Below are 24424 nucleotides of genomic sequence, written 5' to 3' on the forward strand. Positions count from 1 at the left end.
TGATCACGACCGAAAACCGGACACCACACCCAGCCGGGCGCAACGGCCCCACCGGTCAACCTGGTGTCGCCTGCTGCTGCGGTCGTACGGGGGATACAACCGGGCCGGCCCGCGAGATGTTCCCCCGCACCGGCACCGGCGGTCCGCCTTTCGCCTCCGGTCGGGAGTGTTCCGTCGGACAGAACGGAGGTTGTGGTCGGCCGGATTTCCTGGTGCGCTTTCGGCTGATCGGTCGCGGCCGGGCGCAGACCGGTCGGACGGCGTCGCCCGGTGCCGGCGGTACGTACGGCGTGGCCCCGGCGCCGGTCGGGACGAGCGTGACAAGCTACGACGGATCTTGATCCAGGATCGTGAGGAGGCAGCGTGAGCCAGGAAGTGCGCGGGGTTGTCGCCCGGGCCAAGGGCGCTCCGGTCGAGGTGACCACGGTTGTCGTACCGGACCCGGGTCCGGGCGAGGCCGTGGTACGGGTGCAGGCGTGCGGCGTCTGCCACACGGACCTGCACTACCGCGAGGGAGGCATCAACGACGACTTCCCGTTCCTGCTCGGTCACGAGGCCGCCGGCATCGTGGAGCAGGTCGGGGCGGGAGTCACCGACGTCGAGCCGGGTGACTTCGTGGTGCTCAACTGGCGGGCGGTCTGCGGCACCTGTCGGGCCTGCCGCAGGGGCAAACCGTGGTACTGCTTCGCCACCCACAACGCCACGCAGAAGATGACCCTGGCCGACGGCACACAACTCTCTCCGGCGCTCGGCATCGGCGCCTTCGTGGAGAAGACCCTCGTCCACGCCGGGCAGTGCACCAAGGTGGATCCGGCGGCCCGACCGGCCGCCGTCGGGCTGCTCGGCTGTGGGGTGATGGCCGGGCTCGGCGCGGCGGTGAACACCGGCGGGGTGACCCGGGGCGACTCGGTCGCGGTCATCGGCTGCGGCGGTGTCGGCGACGGCGCGGTCGCCGGTGCGGCGCTGGCCGGGGCGACCACGATCATCGCCGTCGACACCGACCCCCGGAAGCTGGAGTGGGCGAAGGGCTTCGGCGCCACCCACACGGTCAACGCCAGGGAAACCGATCCGGTCGAGGCGATCCGGGATCTCACCGGCGGGTTCGGCGCCGACGTGGTGATCGAGGCGGTCGGTCGACCGGAGACCTGGAAGCAGGCCTTCTACGCCCGCGACCTGGCCGGCACCGTGGTCCTGGTCGGCGTGCCGACCCCGGAGATGAAGGTGCCCGACCTGCCGCTGATCGACGTCTTCGGCCGCGGCGGCGCGCTCAAGTCCAGCTGGTACGGCGACTGCCTGCCGAGCCGCGACTTCCCGATGCTGACCTCGCTCTACCTGCAGGGCCGGCTCGACCTCGACGCGTTCGTCAGCGAGGAGATCAGCCTCGACCAGGTGGAGGACGCGTTCGGCAAGATGCACCACGGCGACGTACTCCGGTCTGTGGTGATCTTCTGATGGCGGCCCGGATCGACCACGGGGTCACCTCGGGCACCTTCTCGCTCGACGGGCAGACCTTCGACGTCGACAACAACGTCTGGCTGGTCGGGGACGACGCCGAGTGCGTCATCATCGACGCGCCGCACGACGTCGACACGATCGTCACGCTGGTCGGCGGCCGGCGGGTACGCGCGATCCTGGCGACCCACGCGCACGACGACCACGTACGGGCGGCGCCGGACCTGGCCAGGGCGACCGGAGCGGAGGTGCTGCTGCACCCGGCCGACCGGGTGCTCTGGGACATGGTGCACCCGCAGACCCCGCCCGGTGGCGAGCTGCGCGACGGGCAGTTGATCGACGTCGCCGGGACGGTGCTGCGGGTGCTGCACACGCCCGGGCACAGCCCCGGCGCCTGCTCCTTCCACGTCGCGGACCTCGGTGCGGTCTTCACCGGTGACACTCTCTTCCAGGGCGGACCGGGCGCCACCGGCCGGTCGTTCAGTGACTTCGGCACCATCGTCGGGTCGATCCGGGACCGGCTGTTGACCCTGCCTCCCGAGACGGTGGTGCACACCGGGCACGGCGCGGACACCACCATCGGCGCCGAGGCGCCGCACCTGGACGAGTGGCTGGCCCGGGGACACTGAGCTGTCCGGGGTGACCAGGGGGCCGGCCGGGTCGCTGCCGGGCCGGCCCGCTGCCCGGCCCCGCCCCGGCCGCTGCTGATCATGGCTGACAATTGTCATGGTCAGGACGTGACGCGCGAGCCGGTCACACCATCCGCTCGGCCGGCAGCATTGCCGGCATGCAGACACGTACACCAGCGGTCGAACTGACCGGACTGACCAAGAGGTACGGCGCGGTGACCGCCGTCGACGGACTGAGTCTGCGCATCGAACCCGGCGAGGTGGTGGCCTTCCTCGGCCCGAACGGTGCGGGCAAGACCACCACGGTCGACATGCTGCTCGGGCTCGCCCGGCCGACCGCCGGCACCGTACGGGTCTTCGGGCAGGCGCCGACCGACGCGGTGGCGTACGGCCGGGTCGCCGCCGTGATGCAGACCGGCGGCCTGTTGAAGGACATGACCGTCGCCGAGACGGTCCAGATGACCGCCAACTTCTACCCGCACTCCCGCCCGGTCGCCGAGGTGCTGGACCGGGCCGGGATCACCGACATCGCCGGCCGTCGGGTGGGGAAGTGCTCCGGCGGCCAGCAGCAGCGACTGCGGTTCGCGATGGCGCTGCTGCCCGATCCGGACCTGATGGTGCTCGACGAGCCGACGACCGGGATGGACGTCGAGGGACGCCGGGACTTCTGGACCGCGATCCGCCGGGACGCCCGGGACGGCCGTACCGTCCTGTTCGCCACCCACTACCTGGAGGAGGCCGACGCGTACGCCGACCGGATCGTGCTGATCCGGCAGGGGCGGATCGTCGCCGACGGCACCACCGCGCAGGTGAAGAACCTGGCCTCCGGTCGCCAGGTCCGGGCCACCCTGCCCGGCGCCGACCAGGTGGTGCTGGCCGGGCTGCCCGGCGTGGAGTCGGTCGAGGTGCGCGGCGACACCGTGCTGGTGCAGGCCGGGGACTCCGACGTGGTGGCCCGTTACCTGCTGACCCAGACGGCGGCACGGGATCTGGAGATCACCGCCCGCAACCTCGAGGACGCCTTCCTGGCCCTCACCACCGACGCCGGCACCGCGGGCGCCGACGCCGGCAACACGACCGGCAACCACACCACGACCGGCACCGGCACCACGGCCGGTGCGGTGAGCGACGGCCTGCAGGGGAGTCTGCGATGACCACGACCGCGATCGACCGGCGCCGTCCGCCGCTCGGCGGGTTCAGCACCGCGAATCTGATCATGGAGATCCGCCGGGTGCTGCGGAACCGCCGTACCCTCGTCTTCACCCTGATCATGCCGGCGGTCTTCTTCCTGCTCTTCGGCCTGCCGAACAAGGGACAGCTGCTGGACAACGGTGCCCAGGTCACCGCGTACATCATGATCAGCCTTGCGGTGTACGGCGCCATGGTCGCCACCACCAGCGGCGGCGGCATGGTCGCGGTGGAACGGGCCCAGGGGTGGAGCCGGCAACTCCGGCTGACCCCGCTGCGCCCCGCCGCGTACGTCGCCACCAAGGTCCTCACCGCGATGGCGCTCGGGCTGCTCGCGGTGCTTGTCGAGTTTGTCGTCGGTGCCGCGTCCGGGGTACGGATGCCGGCCCACGTCTGGCTGCTCGCCGGACTGGCCGCCTGGCTCGGCTCGCTGGTCTTCGCCGCCTTCGGCCTCTTCGTCGGCTATCTCGCCCCGGCCGAGAACGTGATGCAGTTCCTCGGACCGATCCTGGCCATCCTGGCGATGTTCGGCGGCCTCTTCGTTCCGCTGGAGGTCCTGCCGCACGTCATGCAGGAGATCGCCAGGTTCACCCCGGTGTATGGGGTGGGCGAACTGGCCCGGGCCCCGCTGACCGGCGACGGGGTCAGCGCCGGTGCCGTACTCAACCTGGTGCTCTGGACGGTCGCCTTCGGGTTCGGGGCCAGCCGGCTGTTCCGCCGGGACACCACCCGGGTATGACCGCCGATCCCGGCGACCCGACCGGTCCGACGGCCTCGTCGGGCCGGTCGGGCACGGTGGTGACCGGAGCCACCCCGACACCGATTCGACCGGCCGCTCGGAAGCACCCGGATAGCGTGACCGGTGTGACCCAGCAGGCGGCCGACGGCGACACCGGCACCGGCACCGGTCGGGGACGCCGCCGGTCCGGAGCCGAACTCCGGGCCAGCCTGGGGATCGGCGCGGGTCGCGGCCGGCTCGGATGGCTGGTCGCCGTGGTGTGGCTGGTCTACCTGGGGCAGCCGTTCGGCACCGTCTGGGCGCACCCGCCCGGGCCGGCGCGGGTCCTCGGGCTCGTCGCGCTGGTCGTCTTCGGTGCCGGCTACGTGGCCCTGTTCGGCTGGCTCCGCCGGGCGGTCTGGCAACGGGAGCGCATCCCGCTGCGCCAGGCGGTGGCGGCCCTGGTCGGGCTCTTCGTCGTCGGCACCCTGACCATCCCGGCGGCCGGCGGCGACTGGCTGGTCACCCTGGTCTACCTCTCGGCCGCGGCGACCCTGCTGCTGCCGACCAGCGCGGCCCTGGCCCTGGTCGCCGTCCTGGCCGCGGTGCCGATCGTCGCGCCACACTTCGTCCCCGCCTGGGAACCGGAGACCGGGGTGGCACTCTCCGTACTGCTCGCCGGGGTCGCGGTCTTCGGCTTCAGTCGACTGGTGGACCGGCAGGCCCGGCTGCTCGACGCCCAGCAGGAGATCCGCCGGCTGGCGGTCGCCGAGGAACGGGCCCGGACCGCCCGGGACCTGCACGACATCCTCGGCCACTCGCTGACCGTCATCACGGTCAAGGCGGAACTCGCCGGACGGCTGCTCGAGGTCAACCCTGCCCGGGCCGGTGCCGAGGTGGCGGACCTCGAACGGCTGGCCCGGCAGGCACTCGCCGACGTCCGGTCCACCGTCGGGGCGTACCGTGAGATCACCCTCGCCACCGAACTGGCCAGCGCCGGAACGGCGCTACGGGCCGCGGGCATCGCGGCCGAGTTGCCGGACGCCGTACCCACGCTGCGGCCCGGCCGGGGCGAACTCTTCGCCTGGGCGGTGCGGGAAGGGGTGACCAACGTGGTACGACACAGTTGCGCGCGACGCTGCGTCGTCCGGATCCGGCCCGACGAGATCGAGGTACGCGACGACGGTCGCGGCCCGGTCGCGGCGTGCTCCGACGGTGCCTCCGGCCACGGACTGCTCGGACTCCGGGAACGGGCCGAACAGGCCGGCGCCCGGCTGGTCGTCGGCCGGGGCGTCAATCGCGAGGGGTTCCGGCTGCTGCTCAGCTTCCGGGAGCCGGCGTCGTGACGGCGCCGATCCGGCTGTTGCCGGCGGTCCGGAGGTGGGCGTCGTGACGGCGCCGATCCGACTGTTGCTCGCCGACGACCAGGCGCTGGTCCGGGGTGCGTTGGCCGCGCTGCTCTCGCTGGAGCCGGACCTGACCGTGGTCGCCGAGGTCGGTCGGGGTGACGAGGTGCTGGCGGCGGCCCACCGTGCCCGGCCCGACGTCGCACTGCTCGACGTCGAGATGCCCGGTCTGGACGGGATAGCCGTCACCGCCCTGCTCCGGGCCGAGCTGCCCGGGTGCCGGGTGCTGGTGGTCACCACCTTCGGCCGCCCCGGCTACCTGCGGTTGGCGATGGAGGCCGGCGCGGGCGGTTTTGTCGTCAAGGACACCCCGGCCCGGCAGCTCGCCGACGCGGTTCGTCGGGTGTATGCCGGGCTGCGGGTGGTCGACCCGACCCTGGCGGCGGAGACCCTGGCCAGTGGGGAGAGCCCGCTGACCGGCCGGGAGACCGAGGTGCTCCGGGCGGCCCGGGGCGGAGGTACCGCCGCCGACCTCGCCCGCCGGCTGCACCTGTCCGAGGGCACGGTCCGCAACCATCTCTCCGCCGCGATCGGCAAGACCGGGGCACGGACCCGGGCCGAGGCGGTCCGGGTCGCCGAGGAGCGTGGCTGGCTCCTCGGCGACCCGCACTGACCCTGCTCGGCCCACCCCGCGTCGCACCGACGCCGCTCGACCCGCCCCGGCCGGGTCGTCGATCGCCCAGGTGCCGATCGCCCAGGTGCCGATCGCCCCGATGACGCCGGTGTGCACCAGGCCGCCGACCATCACGAACAGGCCCATGAAGAAGACCAGCGCCGGCCACTCCACCTCCTCCAGCACGTCCGACACGTCGAGTCTGGAGACCAGCAGCATCACCCCGGCGCCGACCATGGCGATGACCGACGGGTCGATGTGCACCAGGAAGTCGGTGAAGGTCAGCCCGGCCCGCGCCCCGATGATGATGTTCGGCGGGTCACCGATCAGCGTCGCCGCGCCACCGATGTTGCTGGCCAGCACCTCGGCGATCAGGTACGGCTGCGCCGGGGAGGCGCTGCGGGCCGGCGCCTCCGGGTACGTGCTCAAGCCGGTCGCCGACCGTGACCTGCTGGAGGCGTGCCGGGCCGCGATGCGCGGCGAGCCGTTTCGCTATCCGGGCGCGGTCACCGCGCTGATCCGCGACTACCTGCACCGCGACCGGCAGGGGGAGCGGCTGCCGGACAGCATCCTGACCCCCGGATGCGGGACCGGATCGACCTGACCCGGTACGCGATCCGGGCCGGCCTGGTCGAACCCTGAGTACCGCCGTCAGCGCACCGGTACGACGGTCCGCACCGTCGCCTGGTCGACCTCGGAGAGCCGTACGGTGAACCGCAGTTCCCAGTCGCCGGGGACCGGGAAGCTCAGCGCCCCGACCGCGTGGTGCGGGCTGATCCCGAGCATCGGTGTCTCGGTCGGTTCGATACCCCGCGCGGGCAGGGCGGTGCTGACCGTCCACTCCACCACCGGTAACGGGGCGCCGTCCGGGGTGTAGACGTACGCGTGCACGGTGTTGGCGTCGCCGAGCTGCACCGGATAGACGTCGAACTGCAGCGTGTAGAGCGGGGAGTCGAGGGTCTGGGCGAAACCGTCCGAGGCCGCCACCGTCGCCTCGATCCCGGCGTTGCGGGCCGGGGTGGTGTGCACCAGCACCGCGCTGACCCCGAGCACCACCAGCCCGAGCGTCACCTCGACCGCGACCATCCGGCGCATCACGGTGAGGCTTCCGGTGGCGGAAAAGCCCCGGCCCCACCGTCGGACCGCGCGGCGGGCGTACCCGGCGGCGATCAGCAGCAGGATCAGCAGGCCCAGCTTCACCAGCAGCAGCCGCCCGTAGTCCGTACCGGTCAGCTGGCCCACGGCACCGACCTCGACCACCGCCAACACGCCACCGCCGATGACGAGCCAGAGTACGGCGAGCGTCGCCCACCGGGACCAGACCGGCAGGATCACGCCCAGGACGCGGGGGTGGGCCGCCGGCAGCAGGGCTGCGCAGATCGCCACCAGACCGCCGAGCCAGACCGACATGGCGGCCAGGTGCACGACGTTCGCCAGTCCGCTGGCCAGCGGCACCGGTGCGGCGGCGGCGTGCCCGGCCAGCGGCCAGGTGGCCAGTCCGGCCAGGGTGAACAGGAGCAGCAGAAGGCCCCGCCACCGCCCGACGTCCCGCCCGGACGGGGTGGTGGGCTGCGGCGAGGTGTCGGTGGGGCCGCCGGGCGTGGTGGGCTGCGGCCGCGTGCCGAGGCGGAGTACCGGGGCCAGCAGGATCGCGACCAGGAGCAGGATGCCGAGTCGGGCGGTCGTCGCCAGGCCGAAGTCGGAGCTCAGCACCTGGGTGAGTTCGGTGGTGGAGACGTCGAACAGTCCGGCGCCACTGGTGTACGGCGCCTGCACCCAGAGCCCGGTCAGGGTACCGGCGCCGAGCAGGACGAGTCCGGCCCGGACCAGCCGGGACACCCGGCGTCGGCTGAGCCGGCGGGGCCAGAGCCGGGCCAGTAGCAGGGTCGGACCGATGGCCAGGACCAGTCCGGCGTACCCGAGGTATCTGCTGACCGGGACGGCGACCCGGACGACCGGCTGCACCCCGACGTCGGCCGGTTCCGGCGGGCCGGCGGAGGCGGCCCCGACGGAGAAGGTCCAGCTGCCGGCGACGGGGTGACTGTCGGCGGAGATGACCCGGTAGCTGACCAGGTAGGTGCCGAGCGGGCGGTCGGCGACCCGGATCGGGATCCGCAGCGTGGCGCCCCGGACGCTGGCCTCTCCGGCGTTGATCCGTTTACCGTCCGGGGCGAGGACCTGGGAGCGGCCGGGCAGCAGGGCGACCGGCTCGCTGAAGGTGACCGTGACCTCGGTGGGGGAGTAGCCCAGGACGGACCGCTGCTGCGGCACCGTGGCGACCACGGCGGCATGCGCCGACGCCGGCTCCGCCGGGCCGATCAGCACGGCCAGGCCGGCGAGCCCGGCGACCAACGCCATCACCAGTCCGCCGACCAGTCCACCGAGCAGGCCGTCCGCCGGTGCGGCCGGCCGGGGGTGTCGGGTCCCGGAGCGGGGTACGCGGTGACGGGTGGAAGAACGGTTGATCCGGAGCGCTGCCACCTTGGATAGTTCGGGCGACCGGCCCGAGAGGTTCAATCTGTTCTCCGGCGGATCGGTAACATTGTTGACGCCGTGTGGTAGTAATCGGCCCGTGCCTCCGAATTCCGACGACGATTTTCGATGGCTTGAGGACCTGGCCGGTCCGGCGGCAACCGACTGGGTCCGGGCGCGTAACGCCGAGACTCTCGCCGGCGTGGCCGACGCCCCCTCGTTCGACGAACTGCGTACCGCGCTCCGGCAGGTGCTCGACGCCGCCGACCGGGTGCCGTACGTGTACTGGGACGGCGGACACCTCTACAACCTCTGGAAGGACGAGGCCCACCCCCGTGGGTTGTGGCGTCGCACCACGCTGGAGCAGTACCGCCGGGCGGAACCGCAGTGGCAGGTGCTGCTCGACGTCGACGCGCTGGCCGAGGCGGAGGGCGAACCCTGGACCTGGCAGGGGGCCGTCGTACAGCACCCGGAGCACCGACGGTGTCTGGTCCGGCTCGCCCGGGGCGGTGCCGACGCCCGGGTGGTACGGGAGTTCGACCTGGAGAGCCGGACCTTCGTCACCGACGGTTTTGTGCTGCCGGAGGCGAAGAGTGACGTCGGCTGGATCGACGCGGACCACATCTACGTCGGCACCGACTTCGGTCCCGGCTCGCTGACCGCCTCCGGATATCCCCGGGTGGTGAAACGCTGGCGGCGGGGCACCCCGCTGGCCGAGGCCACCGTCGTGCACCAGGGCCGGGACGGGGACGTCGCGGTGTACGCCGTACATGACCCCACTCCCGGCTTCGTCCGGGACTTCCTCGGGCGTCGGCTCGACTTCTTCCGTCGGGAGGAGTTCCTCCGCACCGGTGACGGCGGACTGGTCCGGATCGACGTACCGGAGGACGCCGAGACCGACGTACACCGGGAGTGGCTGCTGATCCAGCTCCGCTCGGACTGGTCGGTGGCCGGTCGGACGTACCCAGCGGGCGCCCTGCTGGTCACCCACCTGGACCGGTTTCTCGCCGGGGAGCGGGATCTCACCGTGGTCTTCGCCCCCACTGCGGACACCGCGCTGAGCGGGCACGCGTGGACACGTAACCACCTGATCGTGAGCAGCCTGGTCGACGTCCGCAGCCGGATCGAGGTACTCAGCCCGAGCCCGGACGGCTGGCGGCGGGCGCCGCTACCGGTCGACGAGGCCGACCGGCCCGCAGGAGCCGCCGCCGCTGCCGCTGGCGAGGCCGGCGGGCTGGCCGAGGCGGCGGGGGAGCGGCGTCACGTCGCGGTCGTCGACACCAACCCGGAGTACAACGACGAATACCTGCTGGCCAGCACCGGCTTTCTGGAGCCGACGGCGCTGCACCACGGCACGGTCGGCGCAGGGGTGGAGACGCTGAAGCGGGAGCCGACGTTCTTCGACGCGGCCGGCATGGAGGTACGGCAACTCTTCGCCCGGTCCGCCGACGGGACCCGGGTGCCGTACTTCGTGGTCAGCCCGCCCGGGCACGACGGCGGTCCGACGCTGCTGACCGGGTACGGCGGCTTCGAGGCCTCCTGGACCCCCGCCTACAGCGGCATCATCGGGCGGGGTTGGCTGGCCCGGGGCGGCTGCTACGTGGTGGCGAACATCCGGGGCGGTGGCGAGTACGGCCCGCGCTGGCACCGGGCCGCGCTGCGGGAGAACCGACCCCGGGCGTACGAGGACTTCGCCGCCGTGGCGACCGACCTGGTCGCGCGCGGTTTCACCGTGCCGGCGCGGCTCGGCATCGAGGGCGGCAGCAACGGCGGGCTGCTGATGGGGGTGATGCTGACCCGCTGTCCGGAGCTGTTCGGCGCGGTGGTGGCCCGGGTGCCGCTGCTGGACATGCGCCGCTACCACCGGTTGCTGGCCGGCGCCTCGTGGATGGCCGAGTACGGTGACCCGGACGATCCGGCCGACTGGGAGTTCCTCCGCCGGTACTCGCCGTACCACAACGTCCGGGCCGACCGGCGCTATCCGCCGGTCCTGCTGGTCACCTCGACCCGCGACGACCGGGTCCATCCCGGGCACGCCCGGAAGATGGCGGCCCGGTTGCGCCGGTACGGCCACGACGTCTCCTACTACGAGAACGTCGAGGGCGGGCACGGGGCCGCCGCCGACAACGCCCAGTTGGCGTTCAAGTGGGCGTTGATGCTGACCTTCCTCTGGCGGCGCCTGACCGGCTGACGCCGTCGTCACCCGGCGGTCCGTCCCGTGCTGTCCCTTACCGTCCCGGTCGCCCGGTCACGGGGTCAGGGGTTCCACACCATCGTCTGCTGGTGGAGTCGCCGGCCGCCGCTGCGGGTGCCGGGGACCGGCGGAGTCGGGCCGTGCCTGACAAAACCCATCCGTTCGAAGAACCGCACCGCGCGGGTGTTCTCGACCAGGGTCTGCAGGTGGCAGCCGGGGGTGCCGGTCTCGCTGAGCCGGTCGAACCACCTGGTCATCAGCCCGGCGGCGGCGCCGGTGCCCCGGGCCGCCGGGGCCAGGTTGATGTGCAGGTGCGCCGGCCACCGGGGATCCTCGAAACTGCCGGCGGTCGACTCTCTCCGGGCGGTGGCCACCACGAGGTCGACCATGGCCCGGGCGAGGAAGGCCGCGGGCCGGGGGCGGAGCACCAGCCGGTGCCTCCGGATGGCCTGCTCCATCCGTTTGCCCTCGCTGGGAAGCGTCGAGCTGTCGAGACAGCCGGCGAGGTAACCCACCAGCGCCCCGTCGGCCACGGCGACGAAGAGCGAGCCCGGGTGCAGCCGCAGGTACGGGTCCAGGTAGATGGCGGCTTCCGATTCCTCGTGCCCCCACAGGGAGGCGGACGGAGCGTCGGCGCAGGCCCGACCGAACAGCCCACGGAGCTCAGCTTGATCACCGTCGGCGATCGCGCGAATCGTCACCATCTCGGTCAACTTCCCGGTCGACGCCCTCTGGGCCGACATTCTTGCAGGTCAACGGCCTGATTGCCCATCATGATCTCGTCAATCGACGCTGGTCGGCGCCCCGGATCACGATCACAGCGACTGGACGATCTGGATCGGGTTGCCGTCCGGATCGGCGGTCCAGGCGATCAACAGCCGGTCGAGCCACCTGTGCGGTGCCGCCAGGGCGGGTGCCCCGTCGGCGGTGACCGAGGCGTACGCGGCAGGGGTGTCGTCGGTCCAGAGGATGACGGCCGCCCGCTGGCCCTCCGGCACCGGGTCCAGGCCGTGGTCGGTGCGGCTGGAGTCGACCGAGGCGATGCCGATCCGGTAACCGTCGAGGACAAGGTCCACGTGAATCGGCTCGCCCCTGGTGGGCACCCGGAACGTCTCGGTGAAGCCGAGCCGGCGGTAGAAGTCGGCCGCCCGGGAGACGTTCTGGCTGAACAGGATGACCTGCGGTGATCGGAACCTGGACACGGTGCGACCGTACCAACGGGGCCGGACAGTGCACCGCGTGCCGGATGGCTCGCGCCACCATCCGGTGACGGGCCGCTGTCCGGCGGCCGCCGATCAGCCGCCAATCAGTCGCCGTCGGTCAGCCGCTGTCGGTCAGCCGGGGCGCCGCCGGGTCAGCCCCGGGTCAGCGGACACTCGAAGTCGAGGCTGAAATCGACCTCGGAGCCGGTGATGGCGTGCTTCGCCGTACCCTTCAGCGAACCCGACGTCCGGTCGCCGCTCTCGCTCCGCTCACCGGTGAACGCCACCGTCTGGTAGGTCTCGTCCGCGCCGCCGAGCGTCAGCGGCACCGTCGCCCCGTCGCTGTCCTGGTCGAACGGGCCGGGCGCGAACGGCAGGGACATTTCGATGCTGGCATCCTCGGTGCTCAGCGAGAAGAGTTTCGTCGGCACCTCGATGGTCGAGCAGTCGTCGGTGACGAAGCGGTACTTCCTGCCGTCGGCGGTGATGCTCAGGCTGCCGGTACCGCCGGCCGGTGCTCCCGGTTCGGCCCGGTCGCCGCTCGGCGTGGCGCCGCCGTTGCTGGTGCCGCCGTCGGAGCCGACGGTCGGGGCCGGGTCGTCACCGCACGCCGTCACCCCGCCCAGCAGGGTGAGGCCGAGCACCGCGCCGAGCAGCACCGGCCGCCTCCCAGTCCAGGTACGCATCTGTCCTCCCCGATTTCGGTGATCGCAACCGATTCATCCTGGTCGGCCGGCTTCGGGTCCGGTTCAGGAAACGTTCGGGTACGGCGGATCGGCCGGGGATCACGGCTGACCTGCGGGTCCGATCGGCTCAGCAGTCCGGTACGTCCAGCGGCCGTCTGGCAGCGTGACGGCCCGACGTACGTCCAGGGACCGGTGCGGGTGATCGGCCGCGACATCTACGACCTGGACCGGGCCGGTGACGGCTGAGGCTGTGACGACTGACCTGATTCGACACCGAAGTCCGCGTTGATCGCATACCGGAGCCGACCGGCCCATGCCGTAGCGTTGGATCACCCATCTGCAACGGATTCGAGTGAGGTCGGTCAGGTGTCTCAGGTCGAGGAGATCGCTACTGAGCTGGGTGCGCTCACCGCAGGGGTGGAGCAGGCGCAGGGTCAGGCCGCTGCGGCGGGCCGGCAGGCGGAGGAGGTGGCCCGCCAGGCGGCCGGCGCCGGTTTTGTCGCGGTGGCGACCGGCATGCTGGCTGTGCAGCAGGCGATCGCCGAGATCCAGGGCAGGCTCGGCAACCTCGGTGGTCTGATCGGCGAGGCGGCCAAGGCGACGGCGGCGGTCCCGCAGGAGGGTTCGCCGCAGGAGTCGATCGCCGGACTGACGCCCGTGCAGGAACGGTTGGACCGGGCCCGGGAGGCGGCGTCCGCCACGATCGAGCAGGTCGACAAGACGCAGCGGCTGGTCACCGTGACCCTGCAGGGTGGACAGCCGGGGCCGATGCTCTCGTCGTTGCAGAACATCACCCAAGTCCTGGTGCCGTTGACGCAGCGGATGAGCAGTGCCCGACAGTCCACCGACGTGGCGATCGTCCGGGCCCGACAGCTGGGCGCCTCGGGAAACTGACCGGGCCCGGCGGATCCGTCAGGCGAGACCGAGGATGGGTGGTGTGGGTGTCGATTGATTATCGACTGACGCTGTCCGGGGACATTCCACTGGACGAGGTGGCGGCCCTTGCTGCGCCGGAGGCGGTCGAGACGTCGACGTCGCGGGGTGAACGGATGTTGACGGCGGCGCTCTACGACGAGCGCGGATACGTTGTCGACATAACATCCGGAAGCTCCGGCTACTACGACGCCGAAGACGATGGTGCCTTATGGGTCTGGGAACCGGACTCGTACGTCGACGTCGACTTCCATATGCGGAAAGATTCTCTGATGGACCTGGGGGTGCCCAACATGTTGGCGGCCGTCGCCCGGGTGCTGAACGGCCGGACAGAGGATGCCGCGCTGGTGCTTAACGGCAACTGGCTGCTGCTCAGCCGCGTCAACGGCAGTATCCACAAGAGCAAGGCCGGTGAGGGCTACGACGAGAGGTACGGCAAGGTTCTGCCCGGGTAGGTGGTCAGGCGTCCGGGGCAGGTCGACGGCGGTGATCACGGTCACGTGCGGCGGGTGAGCCGCTCCCAGGGCGCCGGAAATGAGGGTGACCTGCGGTGACGGGTCGGCTAGCTTCGCGCCCATGGAGCCAATCGATGAACGGACGATCCGGTCATCCTTCGTGAACTGCAGCAAGGGCGAGGCGAGCCGGATCCGGATGCCGGCCGGCTTCGCCGACGGCGGCGTTCCCTGGGCTGACCTGGACTTCCTCGGCTGGACCGACCCGGGTGCCGAGTTGCGGGCGCTGCTGGTCGTACCCGGCGACGACGGTCCGACCGGTCTGGTCCTGCGTCGGCCGGAGACCCGCAAGGTCAATTCGATGCGGTCGAGCATGTGCCGGATCTGTCTGACCGACCACGGCGGGTCGGGGGTGTCGCTGTTCGTGGCACCGCTGGCCGGCGCCGCCGGACGGCAGGGCAACACCGTCGGCGAGTACGTCTGCGCGGACCTGGCCTGTTCGCTCTACCTGAGGGGCAGGCGCAAACCGAAGATGCGTCTGGTCCGCCGGGAGGAAACGCTCACCCTGGACGAGCGGGTGGACCGGACGATGGCCAACCTGAACGCCTTCGTCGGCCGGGTCATCGCAGGCTGATGAAGGCGACAGCCGCGAGATGCGGCCTCGGACAGGCCGGCAGAAGATCACGCCCCGTCGTTCCCAGCGAGAACGACGGGGCTTTTCCGTTTCTGCCCGAGGTCCGTCAGGCCGGATCGGTGAAGTCGAACTCGCCGTCCTTGACCCCGGCGACAAAGGCGTCCCACTCGGCGCGGGTGTAGACGATGGTCGCGGCCTCCGGCGTCTTGCTGTGCCGCAGCGCCACCCGCCCCGACCCGTCGAGCAGTGGCCCAGCCTCGACACAGCTGCCACCGGTGTCGGCACTTCGGGTGCTGATGTGCCAGGCCACCGGCGGAAGGGCTTCATCCATCACAGTTCCTCTGCGATCGTCATGATTAACTTCGCTGACTCCTGGGAGTCGAGTGCGACCTTGCGAAGGCGATCGTACGCGTCGAGGTAGCCGCCGGACTTGGGCTGCTCGAAGTACATCTGGCCGGCACGACTCTCCAGGTAGGCCACCTCCGGATAGGGCCGGGGCATCCTGAACAGCCAGAAGGACCCGTCGAGCCCAGGATGCAGCCAGATCTTGGTGGGCAGGACCCTCACCTCGACCTTCGAGCGCTGTGCGATCTCAAGGACATGGGCGAGCTGTGCGCGTTGGAGTGCCCGGCCTCCGACGAGGCGGCGCAGGGCCGCCTCGTCAATGATCGTTTCGAATCGGGGACCGTTCGGATCATCGAGCACCCGTTTCCGCTCCATCCGAAGGTCCAGCCATCGCGTCATTTTCTCCTCGGTGGCATTGGCCCCTTCGATACACCGGATGACGAGATCGGCGTACTCGCGGAGTTGGAAGAGGCCCGGGACGACCATCGCGTGGTACGAGCAGACGACGTTCGCCCGGGATTCCAGCCAGGGAAAGTCGATGAAGGACGCGTCGACCACGTCGCCGTAGTTCTCGGTCCAGCGGTCGGTGCGCCAGACCTCCTCGGCGAGTGCGAGCAGCTGGGCGCGTTCCGAGGCGCGGTGGAAGCCGTAGAGGTCGAGCAGGGCGAGCACGTCGTGCCGTTGGATCGGCCACTCGGCCCGTTCGTACCGGCCGAGTGCCGAGCGGTCCCGGTCCAGGTGTTCGGCGACCAGTTCCAGGGGCATGCCGCGCTGCTCACGTAACTCACGGAGTCGCTGACCAAGCCACTGGGCCCGCAGCGTACGAATGAACGGCCGGTGAGCCATCGTCACGTCCCCTTCACACGGGATCGGAAAGGCGACCGGGAACGGTTACTCCCGCCCGGTGTCGCCTGACAACCTGTCGGCAGGAGAAGTGATCGAAAGGGGGTTGTCGCCAGCTGTGCCGTTATGCCGATAACCGTCGTACCACAGGTGTTTAGCACGGCGGGACCATCCGCGCGACCCCGCAATACAACGGATTTCTCGATCGGCCGGCGAACCGGCCGATCTGCCCCGACGCGTGCTCAAAACCAGGTGTCCCTGCTGCCGTACCCGCCGATCGAGGCTGCGGTGGCAGGGCGGGGCGGCCTGTCCGACCGACGCCCTCCGGACGGGCCGCCCCTTCCACATTCAGCGACAGGAAAGAGGTCGACGCATGAGTGAGCCGCAGCGGTTTGTGCTCCACCTGCCGTTCACCGCCGCCGGTCTGGACGCCGCCAAGCTCTTCGCCCGGACCGCCGGCCGGTCCCTGGAGTTCCTCACCCAGCTCGACATCCCGGAGACCACCGTCTCCGAGGAGGACAACCAGGGCGTCCGGCACCGGATCTTCTGCGACCGGCTGCTCGGCGACCGGCGGCGCTGCGTACTCCGGGCCGAGCACTCGGGCGACTGCGCAGCGGTGCGGCGATGACCGGGACACCGACGGCCACCGTCGCCTGCCCGGCCTGCCAGGGCAGCACGCTCCGGCTGCTGCCCTGCCGCTGCCGCGACAATCGTGGCCCGTTCCCGATCGCCGGTGGGCGGGTGCCGGCTCCGCGCCGCGACTGCCAGCTCTGCGACGGTACGGGCAGCAAGGCGCTCGCCTGCCTGACCTGTTGCGGATACGGTCGCAGCCGCGCCCAACTCGTGCTCACCGTGGCGAACGTCGACACCGGCACGGTCGCCTCCCGCGAGGTCGTACCGGGATCGGTGGCCCCGTGCCGGAACCCGGACGGTGGCTGGGTGCTGCCCCTGACCGACCTGCTCCGCGACCTGGCCGCCACGGTCGGCGTCGACAGCGTCGACCACGGTGCCGCAGCGGGACGGCGGCCGGTCGGGCAGGACCTACCGCTTCCGTCTTGGTGGCGGCCCGAGCTGCCGCTGGCACGCCGTCGCGAGCTGGAGGCGGCAGTGCTCGCCGGCTGGCCGCGTATCCCGTGGCAGGTGTACCTCGGCGGCTCGTCCGCCGCCGAACCGGCGGCGGTGCCGCCGCTGGCGAACCTGGTCCGGCTCGGTCTCGGGCTCGGCCTCACCGTCTCGGTGACGATGCTGCGCCGTCGACCCGACGCCCCCACCGGATCGGCGCCGCGACCGGCCGAGGGGTGGGGCGTCACTTTCTCCGCCGGCACCGCGCCGGCCCTGCTGCCGATCCACCCCACGGTGCAGGTGGCGGTCGCCGACTGTCTCGCACAGCTGGACCTGGTCCTGGCCGAGACGGTGCCGGTCGACCCGGACATCCCGGTCGTCGTACCGGTCACTCCGGTGCCGTACCAGGTCACCGACCCGGTGCCGGTCCTGGCCCGGCTCGCCGCCCAGCAGGCCGGTCATCCCATCCTGCTCCGGTACGCCCCGACCGACCGCCAGCCGCACCTGCCAGAGCGGTTCGACCCCGACCCCACGCCATTGCGGCCGATTTCGACCCGGTCGTGCGTTTTGTCGACGAGATCCGGTGACGGATAGTCGATCCTGGACTTGCCAACGCTTCGCATCACCGGCACCGTCGCGTCGGAAGTAGGGAGGCGCGGTCATGCTCGAATGGTTGACGCCGCTGGTGTCGCTTGCCGGTCCGACACTCGTGAACCTGGCCACCACCGAAGCCTGGCAGTCCGCCCGGGGCGGACTGGTGCGGTTGTTCGGACGCGGCGGAGAACGCCGCCAGGCAGCCGCCGAACGATGGGTGAGCCAGACCGTTGCCGAAATCGAGCAGGCACCGGAGGAACGGCGGGCGGAGGTCCGCGAGCGGCTGGCGGTGGCCTGGCAGCAGCGGCTGACCGACCTCCTCGACGAGTACCCGGAGGCGGCCGAGGAGCTGCGCGTCTGGGTCGACCAGGCGCGAACCCAGCTGCCTGCCACGCAGCAGGTCCAGGTGAACACCTTCGTCGCCCGGGACAGTGCGACCCAGTACAACTCACCAGGCGGATCGATCACCGTCACACACCACCACGACCCAGCCCGCCGGACGGCCTGACCTCCCAGGTGCCGCTGCGGCCGGCGGGTCGACACGTCACGGCCGGTCAGGTCGGAGCGCTGCCCGTATGATCCCCAGAGTGGACGCCGGAAGACTGTGGGACGAACTGGCAGAGTCCCTGCCACCGCTGCTTCTCGGCTACCGGTCCCGACTCGACACTCTTGTCGTCTCCGCAAAGGCCGACCAGACGCTGCTCTCGGAGGCGGACATCGCGGTCCAGGAGCACATCGTGGCCCGTATCCGGGCCCATGACCCCGACGCGGTCATCGTGGCCGAGGAAAGCGACAAGCCGCCGGGGAACAGCCGGGTCGACGCGAGACGCGTGTGGATCGTCGACCCCATCGACGGCACCGCCGAATTTGTCCGACCGGATCGGCGTGAGTATTGCAGCGTCGTCTGCCTGTTGGAGCAACGGCGACCGGTGGCGGCGCTGGTGGTCGCGCCACAGATCGGGGTCGGTGGCTCCACTGTCTGCGTACGGGTGGCCGGTCGAGGAGCGCCGATCGAGGTGAATGGTCGAGCCGGTCGGGTCGTTCCGTCGCCGGGTCCACGGCGGGCCTCGGTCACCCGGAGTTCCAGCCTCCCCCCGCGACCCTGGGAGCGGTTCATGTCCGGGGCCGGCTTCGAACTCAAGACCCGTACCACGTCGCAGACGCTGGACATGGTGCGGACCTGTGTCGACCTCTCCGCAGAGACCGGCGCCCAGCTGTCGCCGTTCGCGCTCTTTTATCGGGAGGCGCAGAAGGTGTGGGACGGTGCGGCGGGCATGTGTCTGGCGCAGACCGCCCAACTGAGGGTCTGTGACGGCCAGGGGCGGGACCGGCCGATCGTCGATCTGGACCTCGGCACCGCCGAACCCACGTTTCCCAGTACCCTCGTGGCCACCCCGGCGCTCGTCGATCAGTTCCTCACCTGGTCGTCCGGTTGACTCTCCGGGGCGGTCCCGGTGGCGGCGTCGCCGATCAGGCGGGCCGTGGCAGCGAGCCGCACGAGGCTGTCGCCGACGAGTTCCACATCGTGCGGCTGCGTGACGAGGAGCTCTCTGGCCCTGGTGAGTGACGCCTGTGCCTCGGCGAGCGCCAGGCGCGCCCCCTCCCGGTCGCCGGCTGACCTGAGCGTCTGGCAATGATCGGTCAGCACCTGACCACGATGGAGCAGGGTCCGGCCCTGACTGATGAGATCACTGGCCGCGTCGAAGGTGGCGATCGCCTCGTCGAAGCAGGAAAGCGCGTTCGGCAGGTCTCCCTTCCGAAGATGCAGGTCGCCGAGATGACGTAGCGCGTAGCCCTTCAGGCGGGGATGGCGAGGACGTCCATGCTGGTTGGGCTCGCGGCTGTAGAGGAGGCTGGCGCGGGTGTACGATTCCGCCCGTTCCAGCGCGATGACATCCCCTTTCTGGGCGTACGACATACCGAGTGCCAACCGCAGCGAGGCGAGACCGTTGTTGTTGCCGAGCTGCGTATAGGCGTCTTCGGCCGCCCGATAGGCCTCGATGGCCTTTTCGATCATGTCAGCCGCTCCGGTGTCGGCCCGCAACCGGTAAAGGTCGGCAAGTTCGCGTAGCGTCGTGGCCTTACCGGCCAGATCGCGCCGTTGACCATGCTCGGCGTACCCGGCCTGGTAGAGGTCCCGGCTGCGCTCCAACATGTCGATGGCGTCGAGGTAGGTGCCCGCTGGCTGCCGGACCGGTGACGGCGGCCTCGTCCCGTCGGTGCCGATCGTGCTGCATTTCTACCAGGTTGATCCGGCCTCTGTTCCGGAGAGACCGCGCCTGGTCATGACGGTCACCATGGTCGAAGGCGACGCGCGCCGCGATCTTCTCCACCTCGATCCAGTCGGCGATGTGCCCGCCCGTCTCCAGGAAGTAGAAGAGTGCGCAGGCCAGCCGTGGCGTCATCGGCAGCGGTGGCTCGATGGCGTTCAGTGAGCGAACGAGCGCGAGGAGGTTGGGGCGCTCCTCCGCGAACCAGACGGCCGGGTTCGCGGCGGTCTCGACCGAGGCAACCCCCGCCGGGTCCCGGTCGCGCCACTGCGCGAGGAATTCGGAGTCCACCATCGGATTTGCCTGGTTGACCTGGTCGAAGGCATGGTTGACGCAGCCGTGGTAGGCGACGGTGAGCCGGTCGAACGCCGCCCGTCGTTCGGCCGCGTGTTCGGGCTGGTCGACCAGGTGCCTGGCGTACAACTGGAGCAGGTCGTGCCGGCTGTGGTAGCGGTCGCCGGTTCTGCCGATCAGGTTCTCGCGCAGCAGGAGTTCGAGGAGATCCTCCGCCGTGTCGAGATCCACCCCGGCGAGCCGGGAGATCGAGTAGATCCCGGCAGTTTCGCCGGCTGCCGGATGTAGGCCCAACAGCCGGAACAGTCGCTGGGCTGCCGGAGGCAGGGTCTGATACGACACCGAGAACACCGCTTCCACGTTGGTCTTCCGGTCGTCGGGATGGCCCAGACGGTGTAGTCGTCGTTGTTCGTCAGCCAGCCGACGCACCTGACCGGCTATCGAGCTGCGGGGTTCGTTGACAAGACGTGCGGCGGTGGTGTGCAGGGTCAGGGGCAGGTATGCACAGTAGCGGGCGAGCAGTTCGGCCGCGGCCGGCTCCTCGTCGACCCGCACGCCGACCCGGGCGCGCAACAGTTGGATGGCGTTCTCGCGGGAGAGTTCGTCGACGGGTATGGACTCGGCGCCGTCACTGAGCAGACCGTGCAACTGGTTGCGGCTGGTTACGAGCACCAGGCTGGATCCGGTTGCCGGAATGAGCGGACGCACCTGGTCGGCGTCCGTGACATTGTCGAGGACCACCAGGACGCGTCGACCCGTGGTTCTGCTGCGGAACAGTCCCGCTCTGCCGGGCAGTGACGCGGGGATGTCGACGCTCCGCAACCCCCAGCCGTCGTAGAGCCAGTCCGCCAGCACCTCTTCCGGCGGAACCGGACTGTCGCCCGGGCCGGGTCCGTGACCACGTAGGTCGCGAAAGAAGTGGCCATCCGGGTAACTGTTGGCAACCTGGTGTGCCCAGTGCAACGCGAGACCGGTCTTGCCGGTACCGGCGGGGCCTGACAGCACGGCCACGACGGCGGGTCGGGGCGCGGGGCGGCCCCCGGCCACTCGACGGAGGGCATCCAGTTCGGCGTCCCGGTTGACGAAGTAGAGCGGCGGATTCGGCAGCTGGCGCGGTGCCGGCAGGTCCCGGGAGGCGGGATCAAGCTGGTTGACCGTGATCGAGCCGCCTGGCGCGTTGTACATGGCGGATCTGTCGCGGGAGACGTACGAGGAAGGACCGTCGGGGCCCACCTGTGCCATGGTCGCTACTCGCCAACGGGCGACCGGGACAAGAGCCATCCTGTAGAGATCGGCGTGAGCATATCTGGCACCACCCTCGGCGTCGGTGGACATGCTGTGCGTGACGACGATATGGCGTAACCCGCCAGCGGCGCCACGGCCCGACGTGACGAACAGGCCGCAGCGACCTCGGCATGACGATCACCGCACGGAGCACGGGCGCCAGGGGCGGCGGACGCTCAGACGGCGGGTGGTCCGGGCAGCCGGGCGGGGGCGGTGAACCGGTCGAGCACCAGCAGTTCGGTGCCGGGATCCAGCTCCGCGAGCAGTCGCTGCTGCGCCCGCCGGCTGATCCGGACGCAGCCGTTGCTGTTCGCCCGGCCCAGGTCGGCGTCGCGGTACCAGGCGTGCAGTCCGATGTGCGCGCCGCGCAGCCCGGTCGGCACCGACTCCGGGTCGTCCGGTACGGCACCGAGCGCGAACACCTCGGTGTCCGCGTACACCCGGCCGGGCAGGGATGATCGGCCGAGGATGAAGGTACGACCCAGCGGGGTCGGGGTGGCCCCGGCGCCGACGCTGACCGGCCACGATTTGACCAGTCGGTTGTCCCGGTACCAGTGCAGCCGCCGACCGCCCCGGTCGACGACGACCAGGTCGGGCAGGGCCGTGGTGGTCCAGGTGCCGGGCGGCACCCAACCGATGGTCCGGTTCGCCGACGGCAGGAGCACCGCGACCCAGCCGGAGCGGCGTTCGACGATCGGCATGGTGACCGGGACGCCGCTGATCGTCGGGGCGAGCCAGGCGCGGGGACGGCCACCGGGCGCGTCGTACGCGGCGACCCGCCGGATCGGCCGCAAACCCTCACCGAGCCGGACCGTCGACATCGGATCCGGGTCGGCCGGAAACCCGCGCGGCGCCGGCCCGTAGTCGATCACCGGCAGGTTGGCCGGGGGCGGAGGTGCCGGCAGCGGCGGTGGGTCGGCGGGGAGTACGGCGCCGGCCGTCGAACTCGGACCCACCGTGGGCGGTCCCGGTTCGCCGCCGCCGGGCGTGGGCCCGGCCGTCCGTCGGGGATCTGGCACGCCGCCCAGCACCAGCGCGGTGGCGAGCAGCCCACCGAGTACGGCGAGCGCCACGACACCGATCCGGCGGCGTACCCGACCGGGAGCAAACGGATTGAACCGGACAGAGCCCATGTGGTTACTCTAGGTGTCCTGGCCGTCTCGACCTGTCAATCGTCCGTAGGTGTGTCCCCGACTCCCCGGTGGCCGGGCGGATGTGGCGCCGTACGGTCCGGGCACGGCCCGGTACGGCTGGCAGACTGGGACGATGACCGATCGACCTGCCGTCCGCCAACTCCGGCTCGTGGTCACCGCGACCGACTACGACGAGGCGGTCCGGTTCTACCGGGACGTTCTCGGCCTGCCCGAGCGCGGCGCCTTCTCGTCACCGGACGGCCGGGTGGTCATCCTCGACGCGGGCCGGGCCACCCTGGAGATCACGGATCCCGGCCACGCCGAGTACATCGACGAGGTGGAGGTGGGGCGGCGGGTCGCCGGACACCTCCGGGTCGCGATCGAGGTCGACGACGCGGCGACCACGACCGCGACCCTGGCCGACGCCGGGGCGACGGTGCTCGCCGAGCCGCGACGGACGCCGTGGAACTCGCTGAACTCCCGGTTGACCACACCCGGACACCTGCAGCTGACGCTCTTCACCGAACTGGGCGAACTGGGGGAGTGATCGCCGCCGTCATGCCATCCGGAAGCCCGACGGTGTGCGACGGCGGCTCAGAGTTGGACCGGCATCAGGATCGAGAAGGCGCGATCGTTGCCGGCCCGGCGTACCGCCAGCGGACGGATCGGCCCGTTCAGGTCGAGCAGCAGTTGTCCGCCGCCGGTGGCGTCCCCGGCCTCCAGCGCGTCGAGGGCGTCGAGCAGGAACTCCCGGTTCACCCCGATCCGTAGCACGTCCGGCTCGGCGACCCGTTCGGCCGGACCGTCGCCGACGGTGAGTTCGCCGGTGGAGTCGACGGAGAGGACACTGACCGCGCACCGGGCGCCGTCGCCCGGGCGTACCACCGTCCGGGCCGGCGCGGTGGCCAGCCAGGATCGCAGCCGGGACGCGTCGACGGCGACCCGCCGGCCTGCCGGGTCGTCGGCCGCCTCCCGGAGCAGTCGCCGGTAGTCCGGGACCTCGTCGTCGAGTGGGGTGGCGGTGATCCGGCGTCCCCGGGCGTGCAGGCTGATCCGGTCGGTACCGAGGCTGACGGTCGTCGGTCCACCGGTGGTCGGATCGTCCGACTCAGCCAGCAACGCGCGGGCCTCGTCGACAAAACCGACCGGGGCGATCACCGCCCGTCGGGGGCCGTCGCGGGTCGGCACGCCGTCGAGTTCGGCGACCGCCATCCGGTACCGGTCGGTGGCGATCAGCCGCAGCACGTGCCCGTCGGCCTCGAACCAGACACCGCCGAGCACCGGCAGGGCCGGATTCAGCCGGGCGGCGAACCGGACCGCGTCGACCGCCGCCGCCAGCTCCGCGCCCGGCACGGTGAGCCCGACCCGGAAGCCCACCCGCCGGGGTTCCGCCGGAGGGTGCGGCGTGCCGTCCGGCACCGGGTCGAGCAGGAGCGTACGCAGTCGGGTGATCTCCCGACGGGCGTCGGCGAGTCCGTCCTCGAGGCGGCGCAGGTGGGCGTCGAGCAGGGTCGACGCGGCGATCGGGTCCGATCCGCGCAGGTCGAGCAGTCGGCCCAGGTCGGCGAGCGGCATGCCGATCCGGCGCAGTCCGGCCAGCAGGCGGGCATCCGGAAGTTGGCGGGTGGCGTACCAGCGGTAGCCGGTGGCCGGGTCGACCAGGGCGGGTGCCAGCACACCGGCGCTGTCGTAGAACCGCAGGGCGCTGACCGTCAGGCCGCTGGCCCGGGCCATCTCGCCGATGCTCAGCAGTTCGTCTCCGGCCTCCACATCCGGCGATTCTGCCCCCTCGACCAGGTCGAGGGTCAACCGCCGGTCCGGCCGGTGACGATCCGAGCGGTACGTCCCCCAATGCGCCAGGGTAAGGGCCGTACCGCTCAGATCATGGTCAGCCCCGGGCGGGGCACCGCCTCCGTCCGCGTGACGTTTCGGGTAATGGCCCGCCCCCACCCGCCTCGGCCAGTTGTTTGGCCTGCCAGAGGGCGGACCGGACCGCCGTGTGCCGGTCTTCACCGGTGAG

25 protein-coding genes and 1 pseudogene are annotated in these 24424 nt (G+C 71.2%); 15 read left to right on the forward strand and 11 right to left on the reverse strand.

Features of this window, described 5'->3' with window-relative positions:
• Positions 1 to 363 precede the first annotated feature (363 nt).
• From ABGB05_RS31495 to ABGB05_RS31520, 6 genes are all read left to right on the forward strand, one after another.
• Positions 364 to 1452: an S-(hydroxymethyl)mycothiol dehydrogenase gene (locus tag ABGB05_RS31495; protein ID WP_347657584.1), complete on the forward strand. Its 1089-nt coding sequence runs from the start codon at positions 364 to 366 to the stop codon at positions 1450 to 1452.
• Positions 1452 to 2081 carry an MBL fold metallo-hydrolase gene (locus tag ABGB05_RS31500; protein WP_347657585.1) on the forward strand — a complete coding sequence of 210 codons (630 nt, stop codon included), beginning with the start codon at positions 1452 to 1454 and terminating at the stop codon, positions 2079 to 2081. Before ABGB05_RS31495 ends, ABGB05_RS31500 begins: the two co-directional genes overlap by 1 nt.
• 158 nt (positions 2082 to 2239) lie before the next feature.
• Positions 2240 to 3235, forward strand: a complete 996-nt coding sequence (locus ABGB05_RS31505) for an ABC transporter ATP-binding protein (protein WP_347657586.1) — start codon at positions 2240 to 2242, stop codon at positions 3233 to 3235.
• Complete coding sequence (locus ABGB05_RS31510) at positions 3232 to 4008, forward strand: ABC transporter permease (protein ID WP_347657587.1); 777 nt, start codon at positions 3232 to 3234, stop codon at positions 4006 to 4008. The genes ABGB05_RS31505 and ABGB05_RS31510 overlap by 4 nt, the downstream gene beginning before the upstream one ends.
• 125 nt (positions 4009 to 4133) lie before the next feature.
• Positions 4134 to 5333: a histidine kinase gene (locus ABGB05_RS31515; protein ID WP_347657588.1), complete on the forward strand. Its 1200-nt coding sequence runs from the start codon at positions 4134 to 4136 to the stop codon at positions 5331 to 5333.
• Positions 5334 to 5376: 43 nt separating this feature from the next.
• Positions 5377 to 6006 (forward strand): response regulator transcription factor, encoded by a 630-nt coding sequence (locus tag ABGB05_RS31520; protein WP_347657589.1) that lies wholly within the window; start codon positions 5377 to 5379, stop codon positions 6004 to 6006.
• A 132-nt stretch (positions 6007 to 6138) separates the two neighbouring features.
• Here the strand turns inward: ABGB05_RS31520 and ABGB05_RS31525 are convergent.
• A pseudogene (locus ABGB05_RS31525) lies at positions 6139 to 6369 on the reverse strand (SLC13 family permease); the annotation flags it as partial.
• A gap of 288 nt (positions 6370 to 6657) precedes the next feature.
• A complete protein-coding gene (locus tag ABGB05_RS31530; RefSeq protein WP_347657590.1) occupies positions 6658 to 8487 on the reverse strand; it encodes a copper resistance protein CopC in 1830 nt (609 codons plus the stop codon).
• Between the two features lie 91 nt (positions 8488 to 8578).
• Here ABGB05_RS31530 and ABGB05_RS31535 point away from each other — a divergent pair, with 91 nt between their 5' ends.
• On the forward strand, positions 8579 to 10669 hold the full coding sequence (locus ABGB05_RS31535; protein ID WP_347657591.1) for a prolyl oligopeptidase family serine peptidase: 2091 nt from the start codon (positions 8579 to 8581) through the stop codon (positions 10667 to 10669).
• Positions 10670 to 10734: 65 nt separating this feature from the next.
• On the opposite strand, the gene ABGB05_RS31540 is transcribed toward ABGB05_RS31535, so the two are convergent.
• From ABGB05_RS31540 to ABGB05_RS31550, 3 genes are all read right to left on the reverse strand, one after another.
• Positions 10735 to 11376 (reverse strand): GNAT family N-acetyltransferase, encoded by a 642-nt coding sequence (locus ABGB05_RS31540; protein ID WP_347657592.1) that lies wholly within the window; start codon positions 11374 to 11376, stop codon positions 10735 to 10737.
• Positions 11377 to 11487: 111 nt separating this feature from the next.
• Complete coding sequence (locus tag ABGB05_RS31545) at positions 11488 to 11874, reverse strand: VOC family protein (protein WP_347657593.1); 387 nt, start codon at positions 11872 to 11874, stop codon at positions 11488 to 11490.
• A 152-nt stretch (positions 11875 to 12026) separates the two neighbouring features.
• Positions 12027 to 12560 (reverse strand): hypothetical protein, encoded by a 534-nt coding sequence (locus ABGB05_RS31550; RefSeq protein ID WP_347657594.1) that lies wholly within the window; start codon positions 12558 to 12560, stop codon positions 12027 to 12029.
• 366 nt (positions 12561 to 12926) lie between these two features.
• Between ABGB05_RS31550 and ABGB05_RS31555 the strand changes: the two genes are divergently transcribed.
• The 3 genes from ABGB05_RS31555 to ABGB05_RS31565 all read left to right on the forward strand — a co-directional run bounded on the left by ABGB05_RS31555 (position 12927) and on the right by ABGB05_RS31565 (position 14579).
• On the forward strand, positions 12927 to 13454 hold the full coding sequence (locus tag ABGB05_RS31555; RefSeq protein ID WP_347657595.1) for a DUF6244 family protein: 528 nt from the start codon (positions 12927 to 12929) through the stop codon (positions 13452 to 13454).
• A 47-nt stretch (positions 13455 to 13501) separates the two neighbouring features.
• On the forward strand, positions 13502 to 13948 hold the full coding sequence (locus ABGB05_RS31560) for a SitI3 family protein (RefSeq protein ID WP_347657596.1): 447 nt from the start codon (positions 13502 to 13504) through the stop codon (positions 13946 to 13948).
• 121 nt (positions 13949 to 14069) lie between these two features.
• Complete coding sequence (locus ABGB05_RS31565) at positions 14070 to 14579, forward strand: FBP domain-containing protein (RefSeq protein WP_347657597.1); 510 nt, start codon at positions 14070 to 14072, stop codon at positions 14577 to 14579.
• Between the two features lie 106 nt (positions 14580 to 14685).
• On the opposite strand, the gene ABGB05_RS31570 is transcribed toward ABGB05_RS31565, so the two are convergent.
• Entirely contained in the window at positions 14686 to 14910 is a 225-nt protein-coding gene (locus tag ABGB05_RS31570) for a DUF397 domain-containing protein (RefSeq protein WP_347657598.1), read from the reverse strand.
• Positions 14910 to 15770 carry a helix-turn-helix transcriptional regulator gene (locus ABGB05_RS31575; RefSeq protein ID WP_347657599.1) on the reverse strand — a complete coding sequence of 287 codons (861 nt, stop codon included), beginning with the start codon at positions 15768 to 15770 and terminating at the stop codon, positions 14910 to 14912. Before ABGB05_RS31575 ends, ABGB05_RS31570 begins: the two co-directional genes overlap by 1 nt.
• A gap of 370 nt (positions 15771 to 16140) precedes the next feature.
• Here ABGB05_RS31575 and ABGB05_RS31580 point away from each other — a divergent pair, with 370 nt between their 5' ends.
• The 4 genes from ABGB05_RS31580 to ABGB05_RS31595 all read left to right on the forward strand — a co-directional run bounded on the left by ABGB05_RS31580 (position 16141) and on the right by ABGB05_RS31595 (position 18859).
• Positions 16141 to 16395 (forward strand): hypothetical protein, encoded by a 255-nt coding sequence (locus tag ABGB05_RS31580; protein ID WP_347657600.1) that lies wholly within the window; start codon positions 16141 to 16143, stop codon positions 16393 to 16395.
• Positions 16392 to 17423, forward strand: a complete 1032-nt coding sequence (locus ABGB05_RS31585; RefSeq protein WP_347657601.1) for a hypothetical protein — start codon at positions 16392 to 16394, stop codon at positions 17421 to 17423. Before ABGB05_RS31580 ends, ABGB05_RS31585 begins: the two co-directional genes overlap by 4 nt.
• A gap of 67 nt (positions 17424 to 17490) precedes the next feature.
• Positions 17491 to 17931, forward strand: coding sequence for a hypothetical protein (locus tag ABGB05_RS31590; protein WP_347657602.1), 441 nt, complete (start codon positions 17491 to 17493; stop codon positions 17929 to 17931).
• Between the two features lie 79 nt (positions 17932 to 18010).
• The gene (locus ABGB05_RS31595; RefSeq protein WP_347657603.1) at positions 18011 to 18859 is read left to right on the forward strand and encodes an inositol monophosphatase family protein; all 849 of its coding nucleotides are present in this window, start codon (positions 18011 to 18013) and stop codon (positions 18857 to 18859) included.
• On the opposite strand, the gene ABGB05_RS31600 is transcribed toward ABGB05_RS31595, so the two are convergent.
• From ABGB05_RS31600 to ABGB05_RS31610, 3 genes are all read right to left on the reverse strand, one after another.
• Positions 18832 to 19578, reverse strand: a complete 747-nt coding sequence (locus ABGB05_RS31600) for a hypothetical protein (RefSeq protein WP_347657604.1) — start codon at positions 19576 to 19578, stop codon at positions 18832 to 18834. The two genes, ABGB05_RS31595 and ABGB05_RS31600, sit on opposite strands and share 28 nt — an antisense overlap.
• The gene (locus ABGB05_RS31605; RefSeq protein ID WP_347657605.1) at positions 19505 to 21172 is read right to left on the reverse strand and encodes a hypothetical protein; all 1668 of its coding nucleotides are present in this window, start codon (positions 21170 to 21172) and stop codon (positions 19505 to 19507) included. Before ABGB05_RS31605 ends, ABGB05_RS31600 begins: the two co-directional genes overlap by 74 nt.
• Before the next feature lie 275 nt (positions 21173 to 21447).
• Positions 21448 to 22404: a L,D-transpeptidase gene (locus ABGB05_RS31610; RefSeq protein WP_347657606.1), complete on the reverse strand. Its 957-nt coding sequence runs from the start codon at positions 22402 to 22404 to the stop codon at positions 21448 to 21450.
• Between the two features lie 133 nt (positions 22405 to 22537).
• On the opposite strand from ABGB05_RS31610, the gene ABGB05_RS31615 reads away from it, so the two are divergent.
• On the forward strand, positions 22538 to 22951 hold the full coding sequence (locus ABGB05_RS31615) for a VOC family protein (RefSeq protein ID WP_347657607.1): 414 nt from the start codon (positions 22538 to 22540) through the stop codon (positions 22949 to 22951).
• A gap of 47 nt (positions 22952 to 22998) precedes the next feature.
• Here ABGB05_RS31615 and ABGB05_RS31620 read toward each other — a convergent pair whose 3' ends face one another.
• Positions 22999 to 24213: a MerR family DNA-binding transcriptional regulator gene (locus ABGB05_RS31620; protein ID WP_347657608.1), complete on the reverse strand. Its 1215-nt coding sequence runs from the start codon at positions 24211 to 24213 to the stop codon at positions 22999 to 23001.
• Positions 24214 to 24424: the final 211 nt, after the last annotated feature.

The organism is Plantactinospora sp. B5E13, from assembly GCF_039871775.1.
GTDB lineage: Bacteria > Actinomycetota > Actinomycetes > Mycobacteriales > Micromonosporaceae > Plantactinospora.